Here is a 19,316-nt window from a genome sequence, read left to right on the forward strand (position 1 = left end):
ACTGGGTGAACCCTTCCGCCGCGACGCCATGAAAAAACCCGTCGCAGTCGCAGGCATCGACGCAAACGACATGACACCACAAGAGGCGTAAGCAAAAGCGGCCTGAAAATACTACCTCCGGGCCTTGGCTGGCCCGGAGAATTTCGATCTACTCCGCCATAAAGGCGTGATTTCAGGTAAGGAAAACCGATGCAGGCGAAGAGTGCATCTCAGTCGCCCCTTCAGGGGGCGGTTAATTTTGTTCGTAGGAACGGAAACGGGTTTCTTGTGTCCGTTGTTGTTGCGGTCGCTGCGCAATTTCTGTCGGAACATTACGGCGCACCAGCAATGTTGATGGCGCTATTGCTAGGTATCGCGTTTCATTTTCTGGCCGAAGACGATGCCGGAAATTGCAAGGCAGGCATTGATTTCACCGCGCGGACCGTTCTGCGATTTGGTGTGGCACTGCTGGGCGCGCGTATCTCGTTAGAGCTCATGATGAACCTGGGGCCTCAGCTGATTGCAGTCGTGGTCGCAGGCGTGTTCCTGACCATCCTGTTTGGACTGCTGGGCGCGCGTCTGCTGGGCCGTGGATGGCGATTTGGTGTTTTGACCGGAGGATCCGTGGCGATCTGCGGTGCCTCTGCAGCGATGGCGATTTCGGCCATCTTGCCCAAGAATGAACATTCCGAACGAAATTTGATCTTTACCGTGTTGTCGGTGACGGTCCTTTCGACGATCGCAATGATCGCCTACCCGATCCTGACCGAAGCTTTTGATTTTGACGCAGAGGTGTCCGGTGTTTTCCTCGGTGGCACGATCCACGACGTGGCGCAGGTTGTCGGAGCTGGTTTCTCGGTTTCGGATGAAGCCGGTGAGGTCGCAACGCTTGTGAAACTGATCCGTGTCGCCATGCTTGCACCTGTTGTTCTGGTGATTTCGGCCTTGGTTCGTCGCCACGCTGATTTTGCCGATGAAAGCGGAAAGCGCCCACCAATTCTGCCGATGTTTGTTGTAGGCTTCTTGATCTTTGCAACACTGAATTCGCTCGGGTTCATTCCTGCGGCAATCGCCGACGCTATGGCCAGCCTGAGCCGCTGGGCGCTGCTTGTTTCGATCGCTGCGGTTGGCATGAAAACGTCGCTGAAACGCATCCTGGACGTGGGTGGACAAGCGATTGCACTGATTGTGGCCGAAACCATCTTTATCGCACTGTTCGTCCTCATAGGCGTCTATGTAGTGCATATGTGAGTTGGGGCAGGATGCCGATGATAACTATCGAAAGAGTATTCCAAGCATATCTGGAGACATCACTATGACAGCACATGTCATCAATCTGTTCGACGAACCTTCAAACCGCAGCGAGCGTCGTCTGGCTGATTTGCCGGACCGCGTCGTCGACGGCGATCCCTACCACAAGATCGGAATGCACTTCACGAGCCCGGATGGCGCGCTATCTGCAGGGACATGGACGTCAACGCCGGGCAAATGGCATGCATTCACCGATAAGGATGAATACTGCTATATCGTCAAAGGCCATTGCGCACTGATCCATGAAGATGGAACGCGGCAGGATTTTCGCACCGGCGACAGCTTTATGATCCCAAACGGGTTTCGTGGATTTTGGGAAGTGGTGGAAGAAACAACCAAACACTTTGTCATCCGCGACTGCTCCTGAGTGAGTAAGCCGGCTTCAGAGCAAGACAAACGTAAATCGCCCCCGTCACAGACGGGGGCGCAGAACTGAGATCGTGAGTTCTTGCAGATCCGGTTAGTGTAGACGCGTTCATAACCCTGCGTTCATACTATTGATTTCATTCATTTAATTCAGGTGTACTTGCGCAAAATTTTGCATGATTTGCCCAAAAGTTTGCACGCTCCTCCTATCGGTGTCCAATTACATCCTTCCGAAAGTCTCTTTGAGTTCTGCGACTTTTTCAGCATCCAGTAGGCGGGTTGGCAGGCCGCGCAAAGCCACTAGCAGCTTGGCCGTTTCTTCCAACTCTTCTGCTGCACAAACAGCTGAGAAGAGGTCCTTTCCCGAAACGACGGGGCCGTGATTGGCCAACAGAACCGCACTATACTTGCCCCCCAGTTCGCGGATCAAATCACCGGATTTCGGGTCACCCGGCTTGACGTATGGAACCAGTTTGACCGTACCGACGCGCATCACCACGTATGGTGTCAGCGGTGGGATACAGTCATTGGGATCGGTGTCTTCCAGACAAGACAGAGCAGTGGCCCAGGTCGAATGCAGGTGCACCACCGCGCCCGTTTTTGGCCGCGTCTCATAGAAGGCTTGATGCAGAAAGACTTCCTTGGTCGGCTTGTCCCCGGAGACGTGGTTGCCATCCAAATCAATCTTGGCGATGCACTCAGGATCGATATCGCCCAAGGTCGAATTCGTTGGCGTCATAAGGATTCCGTCGTGAAGACGTGCAGAGACATTGCCCGCAGTGCCGACGGAAAAGCCACGGGCAAATAGCGAAGCACACAGCTTCGACATCTGCTGCCGCATAGCCCATTCATCCGACCTCATTTGCCTGCCTCCATTATTCTCAGCGCCTTCGTGAAGAAGTCTGGAGCGCCAAAGTTTCCAGACTTTAGTGCTATCGCAATGGGTTCGGTCTTTCCGACGCTCAGGACCGGTACGCCCGGGTCAATCTCTGGCCCTATTGACATGGCCGGTGACCCCAGTGCCTCAGAGACGGCCCTAGCAACAGCTCCCGAGGTTTCCCCTCCTGCCACGACCAATCGCTTGTACCCCGCTTCGGCAAGCTTTCGCGCGGTATCTGCAAAGAGATTGTCCAGCTTGTCCGCAACTGCTTCCTGACCAAATTGATTTTGGATCGCGCGCACATCCTCGGGGCTTCCCGATGAATACGCGAGCGGTGCCTGACCCGGATGCGTTTCAAAGAAATCCAGAAGCGTTTGCGTGGTCACATCCCCGGACATGACACCCGGAACATCGATGGCGAACGTCGGATTGGATTCCGCATGAACATCGATCTGCCCGCGTGTCGCACCTGAACATGATCCTGCAAGGATGGCGGCGGGCCCAGTGATACCTGTGAAGACACTGTCACCTCTTTTGGACGAAGCTTTTCTGACGAAGTTTCTGGGTAGGCCCAATGCTATCCCGGATCCCCCGGAAATGAGCTGGGCATCCTTCAGAGCCTCGCCCCAGGCCAGCAAATCTTCATCCGAAATCGCATCGCCAATCACAAATCGTTCGTCGGCGTTCTGCAAAGCAACTGCAATCGCCTCTGATCCTTGCTTTACGGCGTCAATTGACACCTGCCCTACCGCTTCTTGGGTCTGATACTGCAACCATCGCCTGATGTTGGCATCCGTCATCGGAGTAAGAGGGTGCTTTTCCATCCCAGACTCGTGCAACAGCTTACCGAGCACAAATAAATGACCGTGATAGACCGTGCGTCCCGTTGTCGGAAAGGCCGGGCAGAAAACCACCTTTTGCGCGCCCAGTTCGTTGGCCAGCGCTTCCGCAACGGGGCCAATATTTCCCTCCGTAGTGGAATCGAAGGTCGAGCAGTACTTGAAGATGAACTGCTGGCATCCTTGATCCTTAAGCCACCGCAGAGCTTGCAAGCTGTCCGCAACAGCTTCTTCGACAGGTGCGGTTCGGCTTTTGAGCGAGATCACACCCGCTTCGATCTCCTCGTCGGCTGGGGTTGTTGGAATACCCGGGAACTGAGCCGTTCGTAATCCACCTTCCGGCTGTACGCCCTTCGCCAATGTGTTCGCAATATCGCTCGCACCAGTGAAGTCGTCCGCTATGACGCCGATCTTCATAGTTTGATGTCACTGGTTGGCCCAGGATCCAGTCTATGGATATGCGGCGCAGCACCGACGGGAAAAACCTCTCGCACAAGCGGATCATGGCCGGGCACGATAAGTCGAGGATGCGAGGCCAATCTCTCGAGCGTCTCGAAACCATCCATCATGTCCTGCAGATCGACGACGATGGGAAAAGCTTTACGCGCCATGAAATTCTCATAGTAGTGCGAGGCGTCCGAGGCCAGAACCATCCACCCGGCTGCCGTCCTTACACGAACGCATTGTAACCCACGCGAATGCCCGCCAATACAGTGCACGGTCACGCCATCCGCAATCTCGGCCTCTCCATCGTAGAACACGACCTTCCCTGAATAGAGTCGCTTTACGACCTCGCAAACATGGCCAGCCGTGAAAGGCGCACGTAGTTGGTCATGGCACATGCAGGGGCCTGTTGCGAAGGCCATTTCCGCCGACTGTATGTGCAACTTTGCGTTGGGGAACATATGCAGCCCCCCTGCGTGGTCATAGTGAAGATGGGTCACGATGACCTCAGTCACCGCTTCCGGCGCGATGCCTAAGGGTCGCAAAGCCTCGCGAGGGTCCATCGCGATGGGACGACCACGGGCGGCGGCCTCTTCGGTATCGTAACCAGTATCGACCAGAATGACTTTGTTGCCGCGTTTGAGCACCCAAACGAAATAATCCATCGCATGAGGCGCGTCGTGATTATCATCGATGATGAAACTATCAGCTCGCGTCCGGGCGTTGCGATCCGCGTATTTCACGGCGTGGATTTCCCAATCGTTCATCGGATGACCTCGGAATACTGGTGAACCACCTTGGTGGCGATCATATCAGCCACTGCCGTATCGAAGGACTGAAAATGCGCGCTTTCTAGGTGGACAGAGAAGGCCGCGCTGTCATCATAAACCTCATAGAGAAAAACTGTCTCAGGATCATCGCCGAGGCAAACGTCAAACTGCTGGCATCCGGCTTCTTCACGCAAAGAGGTTGAAGCGTTTTCGACCATCAGCGGCAAAAAGGTGTCCCGCGTACCGGGCTTGAGAGTGAAAGTGACAGTAACCACAAACATCAGACGGAAAGTCCTTTCAGACGTGAGAAAGCGCGCTTCGCAACAGGCAGTTGGCTTAGGATCAGACCAATGTTGAGCACCAGCAGAATGGCGGCACCAGGTCGTGAAAAGAAGACCGCAAGATCCCCATCCGCCAAGAACAGCGACCGGCGGAAGGTTTCGTCAAACAGGCTGCCCAGAATAACCCCGATCACCAACGGCGCGATTGGGTATTTCATCAAGTTCATGAAATAGGCAACCGCACCGACACCGAGCATCAGGTAGAGATCATTGATGCCACCACCAACGCTGAAAGACCCGATTGTTGTCAGAACCATAACAACGGGCAAGAAGATGGTCTGCGGGATGGCGAGTATTTTGATAAAGACCCGAGCGGTGAAAAGCCCCATCAAGAACATTGTCAGGGAGGCCAGCACCAAGATTGCAACCACACGCAGAATAATCTCGGGGTCTATCGTCGGACCTGGGATCACGTTGTTGATCTTGAAGGCCCCCATCAAAGCCGCGGCGGGTGGTGAACCGGGAATACCCAAAACCAAAAGCGGGATTAGCGCGCCCCCAATGCAGGCGTTGTTTGCTGTTTCAGAGCACAGCAGACCTTCCAATGACCCTTTTCCAAACTTATCGCCCTCGGCAGATACAGTCTTACCGACACCGTAACTGACCCAACCGGCAACATCTTCGCCGACGCCGGGAAGTGCTCCTACCCCAGTTCCAATCACTCCTGACCGGCCAATGGTGGGCAGATAGCGTCGGATGGAGCGTAGGTTCGGAAGGATACGACCTTTCAGGGCCAGAACTTTCCCGGCCTCAACGTGCCTCAAACCATCAATGATTTGGGGGATCGCAAAGGCCCCCATCAAAACCGGCACAACCTGAAATCCGCTCATCAGGTAAGACCAACCAAAGGTATAGCGCGGCTCAGACAACAGAGGGTCGAGTCCCACCATGGACATCGCAAGCCCGATCAGACCGGCGATCCATCCCTTAATCACCAGGTCTTCGCTCATCAAAGTGCCAGAAAGCAGAATACCGAACAGGGCCAGCAATGCTTTCTCCGGGCTTGCGATGTTCTTTGAAACCAAAAGCAGCGCCCAGACAAAAATCAAAAGCGTGATGGTCCCGATTACTGTGCCAATGAAACTGGCCGTCGTGGTCAGCCCTAGTGCTTCGCCACCTCGACCCGCTTTGGCCAGAGGGTAGCCATCCATGGCCGTTGCCGCGCTGGCTGCCGTGCCCGGAATGTTCAGCAGAATAGAAGGGTAAGAGCCGCCGTAAATCGCGCCGACATAGGCCCCAAGCAAAGCGATAAGCGAATAGTCCAATGGGATCTTGTTGCCGAAAAATCCCGTCAGGATCGTCACTGCCAGCGTTGCGGTCAGACCGGGCAATGCGCCGAACATGATGCCCAGGAACACGGATGCGATCAAATACAGATAGGTCAGAGGGTCCACTGCCAGGCCCACGAAGCCGGTCCCGAATCCAGCCAGTTGCGAAAGGATAAAGTCCATCCGGTCAGTCTTTCCATAACGGACGAAGCGTCACGTAGTAGTGGTATTCGATTTGCTTGAAGATCAGCCCGCCGCGCGCGGGCACGTTCTGCCGGAAAACAAAGGCCATCGCACAAACGAGGATGAGCGGGGCAAGTATTGCCACCAATGGAACGAACCGCAAAACGCGTTCGGAAGCCGCTTTGGTCAACACCACTAGTGTTAACGCCATCCACAAGGCCAGTGTGAACCAATCATCACCGTGTGCATTCCAATCCGCCTGAGCAGGAAACACGGCGAACGCAAACAAGCCGGCGACGACAATTGCGATACAAGCCACCAAAGCACGCCGCGCGTGACCGCCGTAGTAGCCGTAAGTCAAAGCTGTAATCAGCAAGCCAGAACACAGAATGAAGTCCACTCTTGGAACCAACCCAACGACATATGCAAGAAGGATCAGGCCTATTGTTGAAACTCGATAGGCTTCCGACTTATCCCACCCGATGCCCAAAGCACTGAGCGCGTTTTGGGCTCCACCTGAGCGGATTGAAATAGCCAGCAAAACGAAGGACAAGCCAAGCAATCCCCCGAAGATGAACAGCGGTACAATTGCAGCCGAGTTGTACCAATCCGATCCACTTACACCTGCGCGGTTTTCACCCCAAAGAGGGATGTCCAACGTCTTCCAAAGGAAAAAGGTGGAAATTGCTATCAGACCAATCGATGCCCAGAAATCGCGCGCCCGCATGATCAGTGTATCGTCAGGTTTGTCCATTGCCTGCCTCTTGTCGGAAAGGGCGCGATCAGGCGCGCCCTTTCAAAAGTGATCGGATTATGGCTTCTCGATGCCCAGCGACGCCGGATCGACGGTCGCTGCGCCCAGATCTTGCAAGGTGTAGGCAAATGTCGCCTCAAGGTTCGCAAACAGCTCCTGAGCTTCTTCGCCGTGTTGACCACCGACATCGTAATTGTTTGCCACGGCCCATTCAGCGACGGTGTCGGAGGCAATCGCTTGCTCGAAAGCATCACCAAGTGCGGCCTTTACGTCGTCCCCGGCTGAACTGTGAACTGCAAACCCGATGGCCTGTTTGAGCGGTAAATACTGATCTAGACCGTCATAAATGCCAAAGGCAGAAGGCACTGTTGCCCCTGCAATCTGCGCATCTTCGGGCGTCAGCATCGCGAGCGGTTTCAACTGACCGCCTTCGATCAGCGGAGCTTGTTCAGCCAGTGAGGTCACAACCAACGCAACTTCGCCCGCTATCGCTGCTTCCTGCCCTGGCGCTGAGCCTTTGTATGGAACAAACTTGAACTCAGTCCCTGACCCTTTTTCGATGGCCAGAAGATTCAAATGGTGGATCGAACCTGCACCGGAAGCAGCCGCTGGAATAGTGCCAGGAGCAGCTTTTGCAGCGTCGACCAGTTCTTCCAGAGTGTTGTAAGGGCTGTCCGCTGGAACCGAGATCAAATCGGGTGATCCGCCAACAATAAACGGATACCAAAAGTCAAATTTCTTATCCCAACCACCCTGCACAGCAGCGGTGACGTTCGATTCAGACAGACCAACCAATGTGTAGCCATCGTCTGGTTGGTTCATGACGTAGACCATGCCGTTGGAGCCTGCGACCCCACCTGTTTGATTGATCACATTGATCGAAACCGGAAGGTGTTTTTCCATCTCGGCCATGATCATTCGGTTGATCGTGTCCGTGCCACCACCGGCCCCCCAGACCACAGCTGTGGTTATATCACGATAGGGATAATCCTGCGCAGCAGCAGCCCCAGCAATCCCCGTCGCCATAGCAACCGCGGCCGCCAACCGCCCTAGCTTCAGTTTCATTTCCAAGTCCTCCCAAACAACTTTGCGTTTATTATTGAATTTATTTGCGTATACATTAAAGAATGCATTGTCAACGGACTGTGGTGAAAGCTGCTATCGCGCTATGAATGCGAAACGGGAAGGAAGCGGGCTAAGATGAAGAAAAGTTATGATGTGGCAGTGTTCCACGGGGACGGAATCGGCCCTGAAATTATGGCCCCTACGCTTGAAATCCTGCGTCAGCTCTCGCGCGGCAGTCCTTCCTACGAACTGGTGTTTACAGACGCTCCGGCAGGCGCAGGCCACTACGCCAAAACTGGAGAATCGTTTCCGGCTGGGTCACTCGAAACTGCACGCAATGCCGACGCGATTCTGCTGTCTGCAATGGGTTTGCCGGATGTTCGCTACCCTGACGGAACCGAGATTTCACCGCAGATCGATCTGCGAAAGCAGCTGGGGCTTTTCGCTGGGGTGCGGCCAGTAAAGGTAAGCAGTAGACAAATGACCCCATTGGCGCTGCCTCCCGGAAAAGAGATCGACTTTGTCTTGATACGCGAAAGCACAGAAGGACTGTTCTTCACCCAAGGCGCTGGCGAAGTTACTGAACACGAAGCACGCGAAACTCTTCTGATCACCCGTGATGTATCCGAAAAACTATTCCGGTTTGCGTTTGACCTCGCCAAAAACCGGAAAGCATCCGGACGCGGGCCAGGACGGGTTACATGTGTCGACAAAGCCAATGTATTCCGTGCATTTGCGTTCTTCAGATCGATGTTTGACGCTGAGGCGGCCAACCATCCGGATTTGCAGGCAGACCATGCCTATGTCGATGCTACCGCCCTCTGGATGGTCCAAAAGCCTTGGGAATTTGATGTCTTGGTGACCGAGAACATGTTCGGAGACATCCTCTCCGACCTTGGTGCGGGTCTGATGGGTGGACTTGGACTGGCTCCTTCAGCGGATATTGGTTTAAACCACGCTGTGTTCCAACCCTGTCACGGCTCCGCACCGGACATTGCGGGACAAGGCATTGCCAACCCCTTTGCGATGATCCTGTCCGCGGCAATGATGCTGGAATGGTTAGGCTTGACCCATGATCACCCGGAACTGTCCAACGACGGCGCACGATTGCGCGAAGCCGTGGAAAAGGTGACTGCGAACGGACAGAACCTGACCCGTGACCTAGGTGGCACCGCCGGAACGCGGGATGCAGCCGCGTCGGTATTGGAAGCATTGCGGGCATGAATACTCAACAAGCCATCAAGGTTGCGTGTGTTGGAGCGGGATACTTCAGCAAATTCCACTACGAAAGCTGGTCTCGAATGCCCGGAGCGGTTCCGATTGCATCCTGCAACCGTGATATCAACAAGGCGAAAGAAACAGGACTGGCCGCCTACGATGATCTGTCAAAAATGCTGGAGGCGGAAAAACCAGATCTCGTGGACATCATCCTTCCACCTGTGGCGCAGGCCGACGCCATCCGAACGGCACTGCGCTCTGGAATAAAGTGGTTGATCTGCCAAAAGCCATTTTGCATGTCTCTGGATGAAGCGGAGAAGATCGTCTCCGAGGCTGAAGCAGTTAGGGCAACTATTGTTGTGCACGAGAACTTTCGCTTCCAGCCTTGGTATCGCGCAATCAAAGAGGCGATGACCGAAGGTCGAATTGGTACACCTCTCCAAGCGACTTTCCGGCTTCGGCCCGGTGACGGACAGGGACCACGCGCCTACCTAGACCGGCAGCCGTACTTTCAGGACATGCCACGTTTCCTGGTTCATGAAACAGCGGTTCACTGGGTAGACACATTCCGGTTTTTATTCGATACGCCCAGCGCAGTTTACGCAGACTTGCGCCAAGTTAACCCGGTTATCGCAGGCGAGGATGCAGGTTACATCCTGTTTGACCATCCCAACGGTTTGAAAGCTTTGTTCGATGGCAACAGATGCCTTGACCACAGCGCCGAAAACCTGCGTCAGACCATGGGCGAAGCGCTCATCGAAGGCACAGAAGGATCACTGGTTCTTAACGGCGACGGTTCAGTAGAACTCCGCGGTTTTGGAAAACTGGAGCGACAGCAAATTCTTCCTCCGAGCGACCATGATGGATTTGGCGGAGATTGTGTCCACGCCTTGCAAAGTCACGTTGTTTCAGGCCTTCTACGGGGCACGCCGCTGGAAAACACGGCCCGAGATTATCTGGACGTGATCCGCATCGAAGAGAAGATCTATCTTTCGGCTGCGGAGGGACGAAAAATCAACCTGGAGACGCCGTGAAGGATCAGGACAACAAAACTCTTTCCAATACGCAACGCGCTGTTAGGGATTTGCGACAGATGATCCTGTCCGGCGAACTTGCGGCCGGGACTGACCATCTGGAGTCGGAACTCGCCGAAACTCTGGGCATGTCCCGCACTCCGATACGGGAAGCTGCGCTGATGTTAGAAAGTAAAGGGTTGCTTGAAATGCGGCCCCGCAAGGGCGTGCGGATACTGCCTGTTTCATCAGATGATATGCGTGAAATTTACGACATACTGACGGAACTCGAGAGTCTCGCAGCACAGCGCGCTGCCGAAGCGGGTTATTCAGAAGATGAACTGGCGGTACTTGCCGGATCGATTGCAAAGATGGACCAAGCCATCGAAACCGAAGACCTAGAAGCCTGGGCCGAAGCCGACGAGTTGTTTCATCAGGAGCTCGTTCGGTTGGGTGGCAACAAACGGGTCGAAGCGATTGTCGCCATGATGAGCGATCAGGTGCGTCGCGCGCGCGCAACGACGTTGTTCATCAGGCCCCTACCCGTCAAATCCAATGAAGATCACCGAGTCGTTTTCCAAGCGATTAGTGAAGGTCGACCGGATGTTGCTCGTGAACGACATCGTGAGCACAGGCTGCAAGCACAGGCTATGCTTTGCGGGATACTCGAAAAGCATCGGCTTAACAGCCTCTGATCTTCTCGTATCCGATCGTTAATCGGCTAGAAAAACTGCTTACTTTCGGCAAAAAAAAGCGCTCCGAATAATTGTCTGCCACGGCAGTCGACAGTTGCGTCCGGCTGTTCTGAGTTTCTTTTTTCAAATCACTCAACCAATCACTGCATCGATTGGGGTTGATGTGGTACGAATTCGTATTAAATTAGTACGATATCGTACTACTGGAGAGTCAACATGCCAAACCGAAGACGTTTTCTCAAAATTCTAGGCGGAGGCACAATACTGGCGGCAACGGGCGCGGTTGCGTTCCTAGCTACACGCACACCGCATGACGCGCTGGCTCCGTGGAAGCCAAAACCGTATGACGACCCACGCAAAGCCGCTTTGTCCTATGCAATTCTCGCCCCCAATCCGCACAACTTGCAACCTTGGCTGGTCGAGTTGGTTGGGCAAGACAAGGTGCGCATCCACCGTGATCCTGATCGCGAGCTTCCGGAAACCGATCCTTACCACCGCCAGCTCTATATTGGCCTCGGCGCCTTTGTTGAGACGATGGTATTGGCGGCAGGTGCTCTCGGGTTTGATAATGAGGTCAAGTTGCTGCCAGATGGGGATGACGGACCTATTGCAGAAGCGGTGTTTGTTCCTGGCGGGGCATCCGATCCACTTTCAGATCAAATCCTCAACCGACATTCAAACAAAGAACCGTACACTGAACAGGGGCTGTCCGAGGCGGAAATGTCAGTCCTTGAAAACTATGCCACTCTGATTGCCGATGAGGATCTAGTGACCCGTGTTCGAGATCTCACGAAACGCGCCTTTGAAATCGAAATGCGAACACCGCAGACCCTGAAAGAGTCCGTCGACCTGATGCGGATCGGGAAAGCAGAAATCAATGCCAACCCGGACGGGATTGAATTGCGCGATCCCATGCTGGAAACACTGCGACTTACCGGCGTATTGGACAATGAGACCCTGATGAACGTTGACCACCCAGGCACTCAGTCACACATGCGAGGCTACTTCGCCATGCTAGACGCGACGCCGCAATACGCAGTCCTTACGACAGCCACAAATACGCGAAGCGATCAACTCGATGCCGGGCGTCGGTTGATGCGTTTCTACCTGAAGACAACCGAAATGGGCCTGGGCGTTCATCCGGTCAGTCAGGCCCTTCAGGAGTATCCTGAGATGGCCGATGAATACGCTCTCGCGCATGAGCTTCTTGCGTCACCAGGCCACACGGTGCAAATGTTGTTGCGTTTGGGGTATGGGCCTGAACCAATTGCCACGCCCCGTTGGCCTCTGGAGACACGAATTCTGAATGAAGCCTGAAGATGAGACCAACGAAGTCTACCGGTTCTTCACCGAGGTCGGGATCATCAATCAGTTGATCTCGACCAAGCTGGAAACGTTTTTACCCGGCCGAATGACTGCCACTCAATTTGGGATACTAGGGCATCTAGTTCGTCGTCCTGAGGGGGAAACTCCGCTGCAACTTTCGAACGCGTTTCAAGTGCCCAAGACTTCGATGACACACATGCTCGCCAGCCTTGAAAACCATGCCCTGATTACCCTTGAAGCCAACCCCAATGATAGGCGTTCAAAAATTGCTCGGTCCACGCCGCAAGGCGCGGAGTTTTTGAAAGCTTGTATGGAGCGGATGTCGGAAGCTCTTGGTCCAGTTTTGTTCGAACTGGGGCCTGAACCGTTTCACAGGTCTTTACCTAATCTGACCCTCATTCGCGAAACATTGGACCGTGAGCGGGACTAGACGCAACCTGCGTCAGCTCAAGAAAGCAGTAAAATTCTCAGAACATCATGCAATCTCCGCCCGGGGAAACGGCAGTGATCCTTTTGGCAATGTGGACGTGTAGGCAAATGTCACAACCATCAGAGGCACACACCTTGTTATTGCGCGCGCTCAGAGAGAAAGAACAGCTCAATGGGTTGGGCAAGGCCACGTATTTCGTGATCCCCACAGCTGACGAACATGTTCGGTGCAGCACTTGCAACAACTGACGTCGCCAAAACTCTCCGACCGATTGATTTTGTTAAACCTTCAATTCGGCTTGCGACGTTTACCGCGCCGCCCAGAACTGTAAAATCAAGCCTGCCGGGGCTGCCGATATTACCATAACTGACCTGCCCCACGTTGATTCCAACACCAATGTCCAATGGCGGTTTTTGAATACCTTCTCGTCGTGAATTGAGAGAATTCAAACCACTCAATATGCTTTGGGCTGCGAGCGCTGCCATGCGGCATCGGTCGGCGTGGTCATTTTGAGTTTCAATAGTAAAGATTGACAGGATGCCGTCGCCCATAAACTTGAGGACGTCTCCACCGTTGTCTTCTACGGCTTTGACCACCAGATCAAAATAGTCGCTAAGCGTGTCAAAGATTTCTTCTTCCGGAGAGGTCTCGGAAAGTGCCGTAAAGCCTCGCAGATCAGAGAACATCACCACGGCATCCAGAGTTGTTCGCTCACCGCGCTTTATATTGCCGCTCCAGACTGCCTCGGAAGGTCCATCTCCTAAATAAGTTCGAAGTAAACCTTTAGACGATTTGCGCATCGTAACAGGCTCAAGAGCGGAAGAAAGGGCCGGTAATGCCGCTTCAATCAGTCTTAGATGATCCTGCGAAAATCCGTCCGGCGACTGCGTAACAAAGGTGCAACCATGCAACGATCCATCACCGTAATAGAGCAAGGTAGCATAGTAGTCGGTACCGCCTTGCTCTGCAAATTCCAGATAGGATGAATGCTCTGTCTCTAAGTCCAGTTGCCGGAGACTTTTGTGAAGTGGCTTTCTGTTCGCAAGAATATACTCGAATGAGCTCCCAACATAACCATCTGTCAACATCGTCTCATGGGTGACGTCGTAGCTGTCGGTACCTTCAGGCGTCCAAACTACCCCCCAGGCAATAAGCAATGGGTTGGCAAAGCGCTGGCCGATGTTTGCTCGCCAAAGCGGAACTCCGGCTTCGGTCAAGGAGGAACAAAACTGTGACACCACCTTTACGGGATCGCCGGAGCGCCGACCTTCTGTGATCATCCATTCGGTTAGTCGAGCGACTTGTTCCATGGGCCCAATTTAGTCGCTCGGAAACGATGAGCAAAGACTATTGGACTTGCAATGTCGCTTGCTTTTACTGAGCAAACTGATCTGACTGATCCAAGTTGATGCTAGGGTGATCTTTGGATTGTAATCCATCGGAAAGATAGTTTGGTACATTTCGATTTCGCGCGGTTCCAAACCGGCCTAACTGAAGATTGCAGCCCTTCGCTCGGGCGACCATCAATAGAAACCAATCCCGCTGACATCTACGAGGACCTCGTGGTCGCGCCCGAAGGCTACAACTCCAACTGAGGTGATTTCGTCAGCGACGGGAATAGCGCGTAACATGGAACCTGAAGCCTTGAAGTCTGACAGAGGCAAAGTGACTTCGGTCCATTCTTCAGAAGTTGCAAACCCGGCCTGATAGTATAGCCACGGAAGCACCGTGCCACGTGTCCTGAGGTGGACGAAGTATTGCTCGCCGTTGCCCCGGACCAAGAGCCTGACGCCCGAAACACTCGCATCTGGCCGATCAGGCAACTTGCGTCGAAACTGGATGAAGCCACCGTTGTTTTCTGTACTGACGGTTCCGGTCAACCGCGCGAATGCAACTTCACTTTCCGAACGAAACTGCACCTGCCCTGATGAGACCCCTCCCATGACAGTGTCGGCAACGTAGTCCCAACGCGTCTCCGAAGACTCGGAGAAGTCCTCAGTAAGATTTCCATCAGCCTGCGCCATTGTAGATCCGATGATAAATAGACCTGAAACAAGCCCAACGAAGTTGCCACGCATATTGTCCTTCCTCAGTTCAATATCGCAATGGAAAGATTAAGCGCCGTGGCAAATGCGACCCATGCTAAATACGGCAGGAAGGCCAGTGCAGAGACTCGATCAGTGTGCCTGACTTCAGCGATGAACACGACGATGACAGCCAGCAACGCGACAATGACCACAAGGGCCACCCACGGCATTTGCAATACGAAAAAGGTTGGGGACCAAAAGAAGTTCAGACCCATCTGCGCCCACCACAACTTCATTTTGGTGGAGCTTCGGTCTGCTTCGAACTGACGCCACCCCGCCATGGCGATCAACACATAAAGCACCGTCCAGACCGGGCCAAATATCCAATTCGGTGGATTGAAAGCAGGTTTAGAAAGCTGCGCATACCAATCGCCAGGTGCAGTCAGTGTACCGATCAGGATGCCACCTCCCAACACGAGCGCAAGAAATGTTATGCGGATCAACCAATTCGACATTGTAGGATAGCTTTCAACAGTCCTTGGTTGTCACATGGACAAGCGCGTCCGAAGAGAAGGTCGCAGTACTGGTCTCATCCGCGTCGGAATAAGACACCGTAGCACCTTTGATCTCCGACCCTGTTACGGTGATTTCGCGTTGCCCGATGGTGTCATCTACATCGATGGTAAAGGCTAGAGTGTCTCCGGCTGCGAGGGAGGCGATCTCAAGTTCAATTGTATTTTGCCCGTCCAAAACCGAAGGAAGTTGACGCAGTGAATCTGCACCCTCAACGAATTCGAGAGGCTGGAAGACCTCTACGCCCGCACCTATTTCGGTCACGTCAAAAATTAATCGTCCGGCAGATTGCGACAGGTCAATTTTGACGTTCGAGGCTTCAACTTGGCACGTTCCTACATTTGTCAGAACGAAACGGTCCTTGGGTGCGCCTTCTATGAAGCGAATTTGTACTCCGGCTTGAAGCGAAGACGCTACGAGTAATCCAAAGGTCGCCGCAAGAATGCTGGTCGGGAGCATATCTATCTCCTTGCTAAAGGGTTCTCGATAGATACGTTTCGGCGGGTTTCTTGGATCAGACTTATGACTTTTAATTATCGTGGTTCAGCCGACAGGTACTTTCGCGGGTTCCATGCACCGCATTCAGATCGATTAAGTCAAAACATGCCATTGTCATTCGCGCTGTTTGCTGGAACTTCCTGAAGAACATCCCAATGTTCAACAACCTTACCTTCGGCATCCAGGCGAAAAATATCGATCCCTGCGTACTCGAGACCATCGGGCCAGATTTGGTGGCAATGCAGAACAACGTGGTCGTCTTCAGCAAAGGCACGTTTTATGTCCACACGCTTTCCCGGGTATTCAGCAGCCATGCGTTCGAAATACTCGACAAAAGCTTGCTTGCCGTCGCCAACATGTGGGTTGTGCTGCGTATAGGTTTCACCAACAAAGGTCGCTATGGCCTCGGCAGGTCGACAATCATTGAACATCATTTCGTAGAAAGCGATGACGTTTTTCTTGTTTGTTCCGAGGTCCGGCATGCTGATCTCCAGATCGACGTTTACTAAAACTGTTGGCCCGTGAAGTACTTGGAGGCAAGCTGGCAAGGATCTCGATCACTGATTGGCAAGAAGTTACGAGCTTGATTTTGCATTCCGACTATTTCGCGGGTTAGCCACCTATTCGGTTTCCTCGAAGTCAATATGAATGTGATTTCCATCAGGATCGGCCACATGGACTTGGACCATTCGAGCCCCCGGGACTTCCGTTTTGCGATACTGGATCTGCCTCGAGATCAGTTTTTCTTCGAATGCACTCAACCCCGTGGCTGAGAGCGCAAAATGCTCGAGCTTGAGCTGCACTTCGGAGCCGACATTGGGCGTTCCTTCATGACCCACTAGGTGGACCATGGCGTGGTCACCTGCATACAACCAAGCCCCAGGAAACGGAAAATCGGGGCGGGCTCCGGGCTTTAAACCCAGGACCTCTTCATACCACGCGACCATGTCAGGCAACCTGGTCGTCACAATGTTCACATGATCCAACCGTTCAATTCGCATCTAGAAGCCCTCAAGCACCAGCTTTCCTTTGGCTTTTCCGCTTTCAAGGATAGCATGCGCTTTCATTAAGTTGCTGGCATTGATCCTACCAAGTGTATCCGTTGCCGTGGTTCTGACCTTTCCAACGTCTATCAACCCGGCGACCTGATTCAGGATTTCACTTTGACGGTTCATATCGCCAGTCCCAAAAAGCGACCGAGTGTACATGAACTCCCAATGCAATGAGATCGATTTGGGTTTGAATGGCGCGATGTCGAAGGCTTCAGGATCATCAATCAACCCAAAGCGACCTTGGGGTGTCATCACCTCTCCAGCTTGAGACGCATAAAGTTGGGAATGGTTCGTTGAATAGATGAAATCCACGCTTTCAATACCGAGAGCCTCGAGTTGCAGTCCCAGAGGTTCAGCATGGTTGATGACATGGTGCGCGCCCAACTCTCGAACCCAGTCTTGTGTCTCGGGTCGGGACGCAGTGGCAATCACCGTCAAGTCAGTGAGAGCTCGGGCCAATTGAATGGTAATTGACCCGACACCGCCTGCGCCGCCTATGATCAGCAATGTACTGGTTCCGCCGGGAACGGCATCCTGGACTCGCAAGCGGTCGAACAGCATCTCATAAGCAGTTAACGTCGTAAGCGGCATCGCCGCAGCCGCTGTCGTTGGTATGGATTTTGGCGCGGCTCCGACAATACGTTCATCTACCAGATGAAACTCGGCATTGGTTCCCGGCCGGTTGATCGCCCCGGCGTACCAAACTGTATCTCCCGGATTGAAAGTCTCAACCGCTTCGCCAACGGCTTCGACGATCCCTACTGCGTCCCACCCCAGAATATCAGGTGCTGGACCTGCAGGAGCACGTTTTTGACGTATTTTCGTATCGACTGGATTTACTGACACGGCCTGCACCTTGACCAACAAGTCGTGCCCCTTTGGCGTCGGTTTGTCGGCCTCGAAGTCGATCAAGGCGTCCACGCGATCAATCGACCCTGTCTCACGGTACCCTACGGCTTTCATAACGTGCTCCTTTGTCCGGTTCTTTATCAACCGATGACTGTCATCTCATTCAGCGTGAATTCTGCAACTGCGCCATCTGTTGCTTCCAGGTAAGCCGCAAGGTGCTGAGCACCCATGTGGGTTTGCCAAAGCTCTCGGCTTTCCCAGTTTTCGTAGAACACGAAATGAGCCGGGTTGTCGTTGTCCTGGTGAAGATCGTAGTTAATGCAACCCTCTTCGGCACGGGTTATGTCGATGAGCTTGATCAACTCGGCCTTTACGAGGTCAATCTTGTCGGGGTCGGCTTTGATGTTGGCGACGATTGTCAGCTTGGCCATTGGAATAGGTCCCTTGTGTTCTTGAGAGATGTGCCAGATTTACGCCGCAGTCATTTCGGGATAAACAGGTAAAAATCGAACATATAATCCGGAAATTCCGTTTAATGCTTTTGGACAATCTTCGCTTGTTTCTGACAATAGCCGAGAAAGGCAGTCTTGTGGCCGCGGCGCGGGAGACAGGGATGTCGAGCACGAGAGTATCCGAGCGCCTCGCGGCCCTAGAAGCACACTACGGAGTGGTTTTATTCAACCGAACCACCCGTTCCATCAGCCTGACTGAAGAAGGCCGGTTACTAGCCGACGGTGCAAAAAGCGTACTCAGTGAGGTTGCAGACTTGGACACACTTGTTCGGCATGGTGCCGAAACTCTATCTGGTCCAATTCGCATAAGCGCGCCTATCGATTTGGGACGGAGCTTTGTCTCCGAAGTTATTGCCGAATTCACCGAAGAGAACCCCGCCGTCTCAATCGAACTGTCTCTCTCGGACGGCTATGTCGACCTTGTAGGCCAGGGTTTTGACCTCGCCGTTCGCTTTGGCAACATCACAGACAGCTCGCTCAGATTGCGAAATCTGGGAAGCTACCAACGGTTCGTATGTGCGTCCCCAGGTTACCTGGCCTCATTCGGAACGCCTGAAAAACCAGAAGATCTACTAAACCACAACTGCTTGGTCATGAGGTTTGGCGACATGATCGACAACGTTTGGGAGTTTGGATCTGGACCAAATGCCCAGCGCGTGTCGGTAAAGGGAAATCGAATAGTCAATGATGGTTCACTCATCCGCGATTGGGCGATTGCAGGCCATGGGATCGTATTAAAGTCGGAGCTGGATGTTGGCGACGATGTTCGATCTGGCAGACTTGTTTCTGTCTTGCGCGACTTCCTGCCACCGCCGAAACCTCTGCAAATGATGTTTCCGCCTAGCCGCGCCCAACCACGTCGCATAACGGCCTTGGCCGAGCATTTGCGTCGTAAATTTGGTTTGAGTTGAGGCCGCCGGGGA

Annotated in this window: 23 protein-coding genes; 8 read left to right on the forward strand and 15 right to left on the reverse strand. The window is 53.5% G+C overall.

Annotated elements, in window-relative coordinates; all coding sequences use genetic code 11:
- Positions 1–189 precede the first annotated feature (189 nt).
- Complete coding sequence (locus tag ACR0IO_RS17690; RefSeq protein ID WP_480743202.1) at positions 190–1,230, forward strand: YeiH family protein; 1,041 nt, start codon at positions 190–192, stop codon at positions 1,228–1,230.
- Between the two features lie 64 nt (positions 1,231–1,294).
- Positions 1,295–1,657, forward strand: coding sequence for a cupin domain-containing protein (locus tag ACR0IO_RS17695; protein WP_480743204.1), 363 nt, complete (start codon positions 1,295–1,297; stop codon positions 1,655–1,657).
- 219 nt (positions 1,658–1,876) lie between these two features.
- On the opposite strand, the gene otnC is transcribed toward ACR0IO_RS17695, so the two are convergent.
- Genes otnC through ACR0IO_RS17730 form a run of 7 tightly spaced genes read right to left on the reverse strand, consistent with a single transcriptional unit; the run spans position 1,877 to position 8,200 of the window.
- On the reverse strand, positions 1,877–2,518 hold the full coding sequence (gene otnC / locus ACR0IO_RS17700; RefSeq protein ID WP_480743206.1) for a 3-oxo-tetronate 4-phosphate decarboxylase: 642 nt from the start codon (positions 2,516–2,518) through the stop codon (positions 1,877–1,879).
- On the reverse strand, positions 2,515–3,792 hold the full coding sequence (gene otnK, locus ACR0IO_RS17705; RefSeq protein WP_480743208.1) for a 3-oxo-tetronate kinase: 1,278 nt from the start codon (positions 3,790–3,792) through the stop codon (positions 2,515–2,517). Before otnK ends, otnC begins: the two co-directional genes overlap by 4 nt.
- Positions 3,789–4,586: an N-acyl homoserine lactonase family protein gene (locus ACR0IO_RS17710; protein WP_480743210.1), complete on the reverse strand. Its 798-nt coding sequence runs from the start codon at positions 4,584–4,586 to the stop codon at positions 3,789–3,791. The genes otnK and ACR0IO_RS17710 overlap by 4 nt, the downstream gene beginning before the upstream one ends.
- Positions 4,583–4,870 (reverse strand): putative quinol monooxygenase, encoded by a 288-nt coding sequence (locus tag ACR0IO_RS17715; protein WP_480743212.1) that lies wholly within the window; start codon positions 4,868–4,870, stop codon positions 4,583–4,585. The genes ACR0IO_RS17710 and ACR0IO_RS17715 overlap by 4 nt, the downstream gene beginning before the upstream one ends.
- Positions 4,870–6,381 (reverse strand): tripartite tricarboxylate transporter permease, encoded by a 1,512-nt coding sequence (locus tag ACR0IO_RS17720; RefSeq protein ID WP_480743214.1) that lies wholly within the window; start codon positions 6,379–6,381, stop codon positions 4,870–4,872. The genes ACR0IO_RS17715 and ACR0IO_RS17720 overlap by 1 nt, the downstream gene beginning before the upstream one ends.
- Before the next feature lie 4 nt (positions 6,382–6,385).
- Positions 6,386–7,135, reverse strand: coding sequence for a hypothetical protein (locus ACR0IO_RS17725; protein WP_170336736.1), 750 nt, complete (start codon positions 7,133–7,135; stop codon positions 6,386–6,388).
- A 57-nt stretch (positions 7,136–7,192) separates the two neighbouring features.
- Entirely contained in the window at positions 7,193–8,200 is a 1,008-nt protein-coding gene (locus ACR0IO_RS17730; protein ID WP_480743217.1) for a Bug family tripartite tricarboxylate transporter substrate binding protein, read from the reverse strand.
- 135 nt (positions 8,201–8,335) lie between these two features.
- Between ACR0IO_RS17730 and ACR0IO_RS17735 the strand changes: the two genes are divergently transcribed.
- The 5 genes from ACR0IO_RS17735 to ACR0IO_RS17755 all read left to right on the forward strand — a co-directional run bounded on the left by ACR0IO_RS17735 (position 8,336) and on the right by ACR0IO_RS17755 (position 12,882).
- Positions 8,336–9,424, forward strand: a complete 1,089-nt coding sequence (locus ACR0IO_RS17735; RefSeq protein ID WP_480743220.1) for an isocitrate/isopropylmalate dehydrogenase family protein — start codon at positions 8,336–8,338, stop codon at positions 9,422–9,424.
- The gene (locus tag ACR0IO_RS17740; RefSeq protein WP_480743223.1) at positions 9,421–10,452 is read left to right on the forward strand and encodes a Gfo/Idh/MocA family protein; all 1,032 of its coding nucleotides are present in this window, start codon (positions 9,421–9,423) and stop codon (positions 10,450–10,452) included. Before ACR0IO_RS17735 ends, ACR0IO_RS17740 begins: the two co-directional genes overlap by 4 nt.
- On the forward strand, positions 10,449–11,126 hold the full coding sequence (locus tag ACR0IO_RS17745; RefSeq protein WP_480743225.1) for a GntR family transcriptional regulator: 678 nt from the start codon (positions 10,449–10,451) through the stop codon (positions 11,124–11,126). Before ACR0IO_RS17740 ends, ACR0IO_RS17745 begins: the two co-directional genes overlap by 4 nt.
- Before the next feature lie 216 nt (positions 11,127–11,342).
- Positions 11,343–12,443 carry an Acg family FMN-binding oxidoreductase gene (locus ACR0IO_RS17750; protein ID WP_480743227.1) on the forward strand — a complete coding sequence of 367 codons (1,101 nt, stop codon included), beginning with the start codon at positions 11,343–11,345 and terminating at the stop codon, positions 12,441–12,443.
- Positions 12,433–12,882, forward strand: coding sequence for a MarR family winged helix-turn-helix transcriptional regulator (locus ACR0IO_RS17755; RefSeq protein ID WP_480743230.1), 450 nt, complete (start codon positions 12,433–12,435; stop codon positions 12,880–12,882). Before ACR0IO_RS17750 ends, ACR0IO_RS17755 begins: the two co-directional genes overlap by 11 nt.
- Positions 12,883–13,019: 137 nt before the next feature.
- Here ACR0IO_RS17755 and ACR0IO_RS17760 read toward each other — a convergent pair whose 3' ends face one another.
- The 8 genes from ACR0IO_RS17760 to ACR0IO_RS17795 form a co-directional block, all read right to left on the reverse strand.
- Positions 13,020–14,192, reverse strand: a complete 1,173-nt coding sequence (locus ACR0IO_RS17760; protein WP_155146605.1) for an adenylate/guanylate cyclase domain-containing protein — start codon at positions 14,190–14,192, stop codon at positions 13,020–13,022.
- Between the two features lie 213 nt (positions 14,193–14,405).
- Positions 14,406–14,960, reverse strand: a complete 555-nt coding sequence (locus tag ACR0IO_RS17765; protein ID WP_480743233.1) for a CIA30 family protein — start codon at positions 14,958–14,960, stop codon at positions 14,406–14,408.
- An 11-nt stretch (positions 14,961–14,971) separates the two neighbouring features.
- Complete coding sequence (locus ACR0IO_RS17770; protein ID WP_480743235.1) at positions 14,972–15,424, reverse strand: TspO/MBR family protein; 453 nt, start codon at positions 15,422–15,424, stop codon at positions 14,972–14,974.
- 13 nt (positions 15,425–15,437) lie between these two features.
- On the reverse strand, positions 15,438–15,941 hold the full coding sequence (locus ACR0IO_RS17775) for an aggregation factor core (RefSeq protein ID WP_480743238.1): 504 nt from the start codon (positions 15,939–15,941) through the stop codon (positions 15,438–15,440).
- Positions 15,942–16,078: 137 nt separating this feature from the next.
- On the reverse strand, positions 16,079–16,462 hold the full coding sequence (locus ACR0IO_RS17780; protein WP_480743240.1) for a nuclear transport factor 2 family protein: 384 nt from the start codon (positions 16,460–16,462) through the stop codon (positions 16,079–16,081).
- Positions 16,463–16,600: 138 nt separating this feature from the next.
- A complete protein-coding gene (locus ACR0IO_RS17785) occupies positions 16,601–16,981 on the reverse strand; it encodes a VOC family protein (RefSeq protein WP_480743242.1) in 381 nt (126 codons plus the stop codon).
- Positions 16,982–17,995: a zinc-binding alcohol dehydrogenase family protein gene (locus ACR0IO_RS17790; RefSeq protein WP_480743244.1), complete on the reverse strand. Its 1,014-nt coding sequence runs from the start codon at positions 17,993–17,995 to the stop codon at positions 16,982–16,984.
- Positions 17,996–18,021: 26 nt separating this feature from the next.
- Complete coding sequence (locus tag ACR0IO_RS17795; protein ID WP_480743247.1) at positions 18,022–18,312, reverse strand: putative quinol monooxygenase; 291 nt, start codon at positions 18,310–18,312, stop codon at positions 18,022–18,024.
- Positions 18,313–18,416: 104 nt separating this feature from the next.
- On the opposite strand from ACR0IO_RS17795, the gene ACR0IO_RS17800 reads away from it, so the two are divergent.
- Complete coding sequence (locus tag ACR0IO_RS17800; protein ID WP_480743250.1) at positions 18,417–19,304, forward strand: LysR family transcriptional regulator; 888 nt, start codon at positions 18,417–18,419, stop codon at positions 19,302–19,304.
- Positions 19,305–19,316 lie beyond the last annotated feature (12 nt).

This window comes from Ruegeria sp. CE12 (assembly GCF_056537525.1).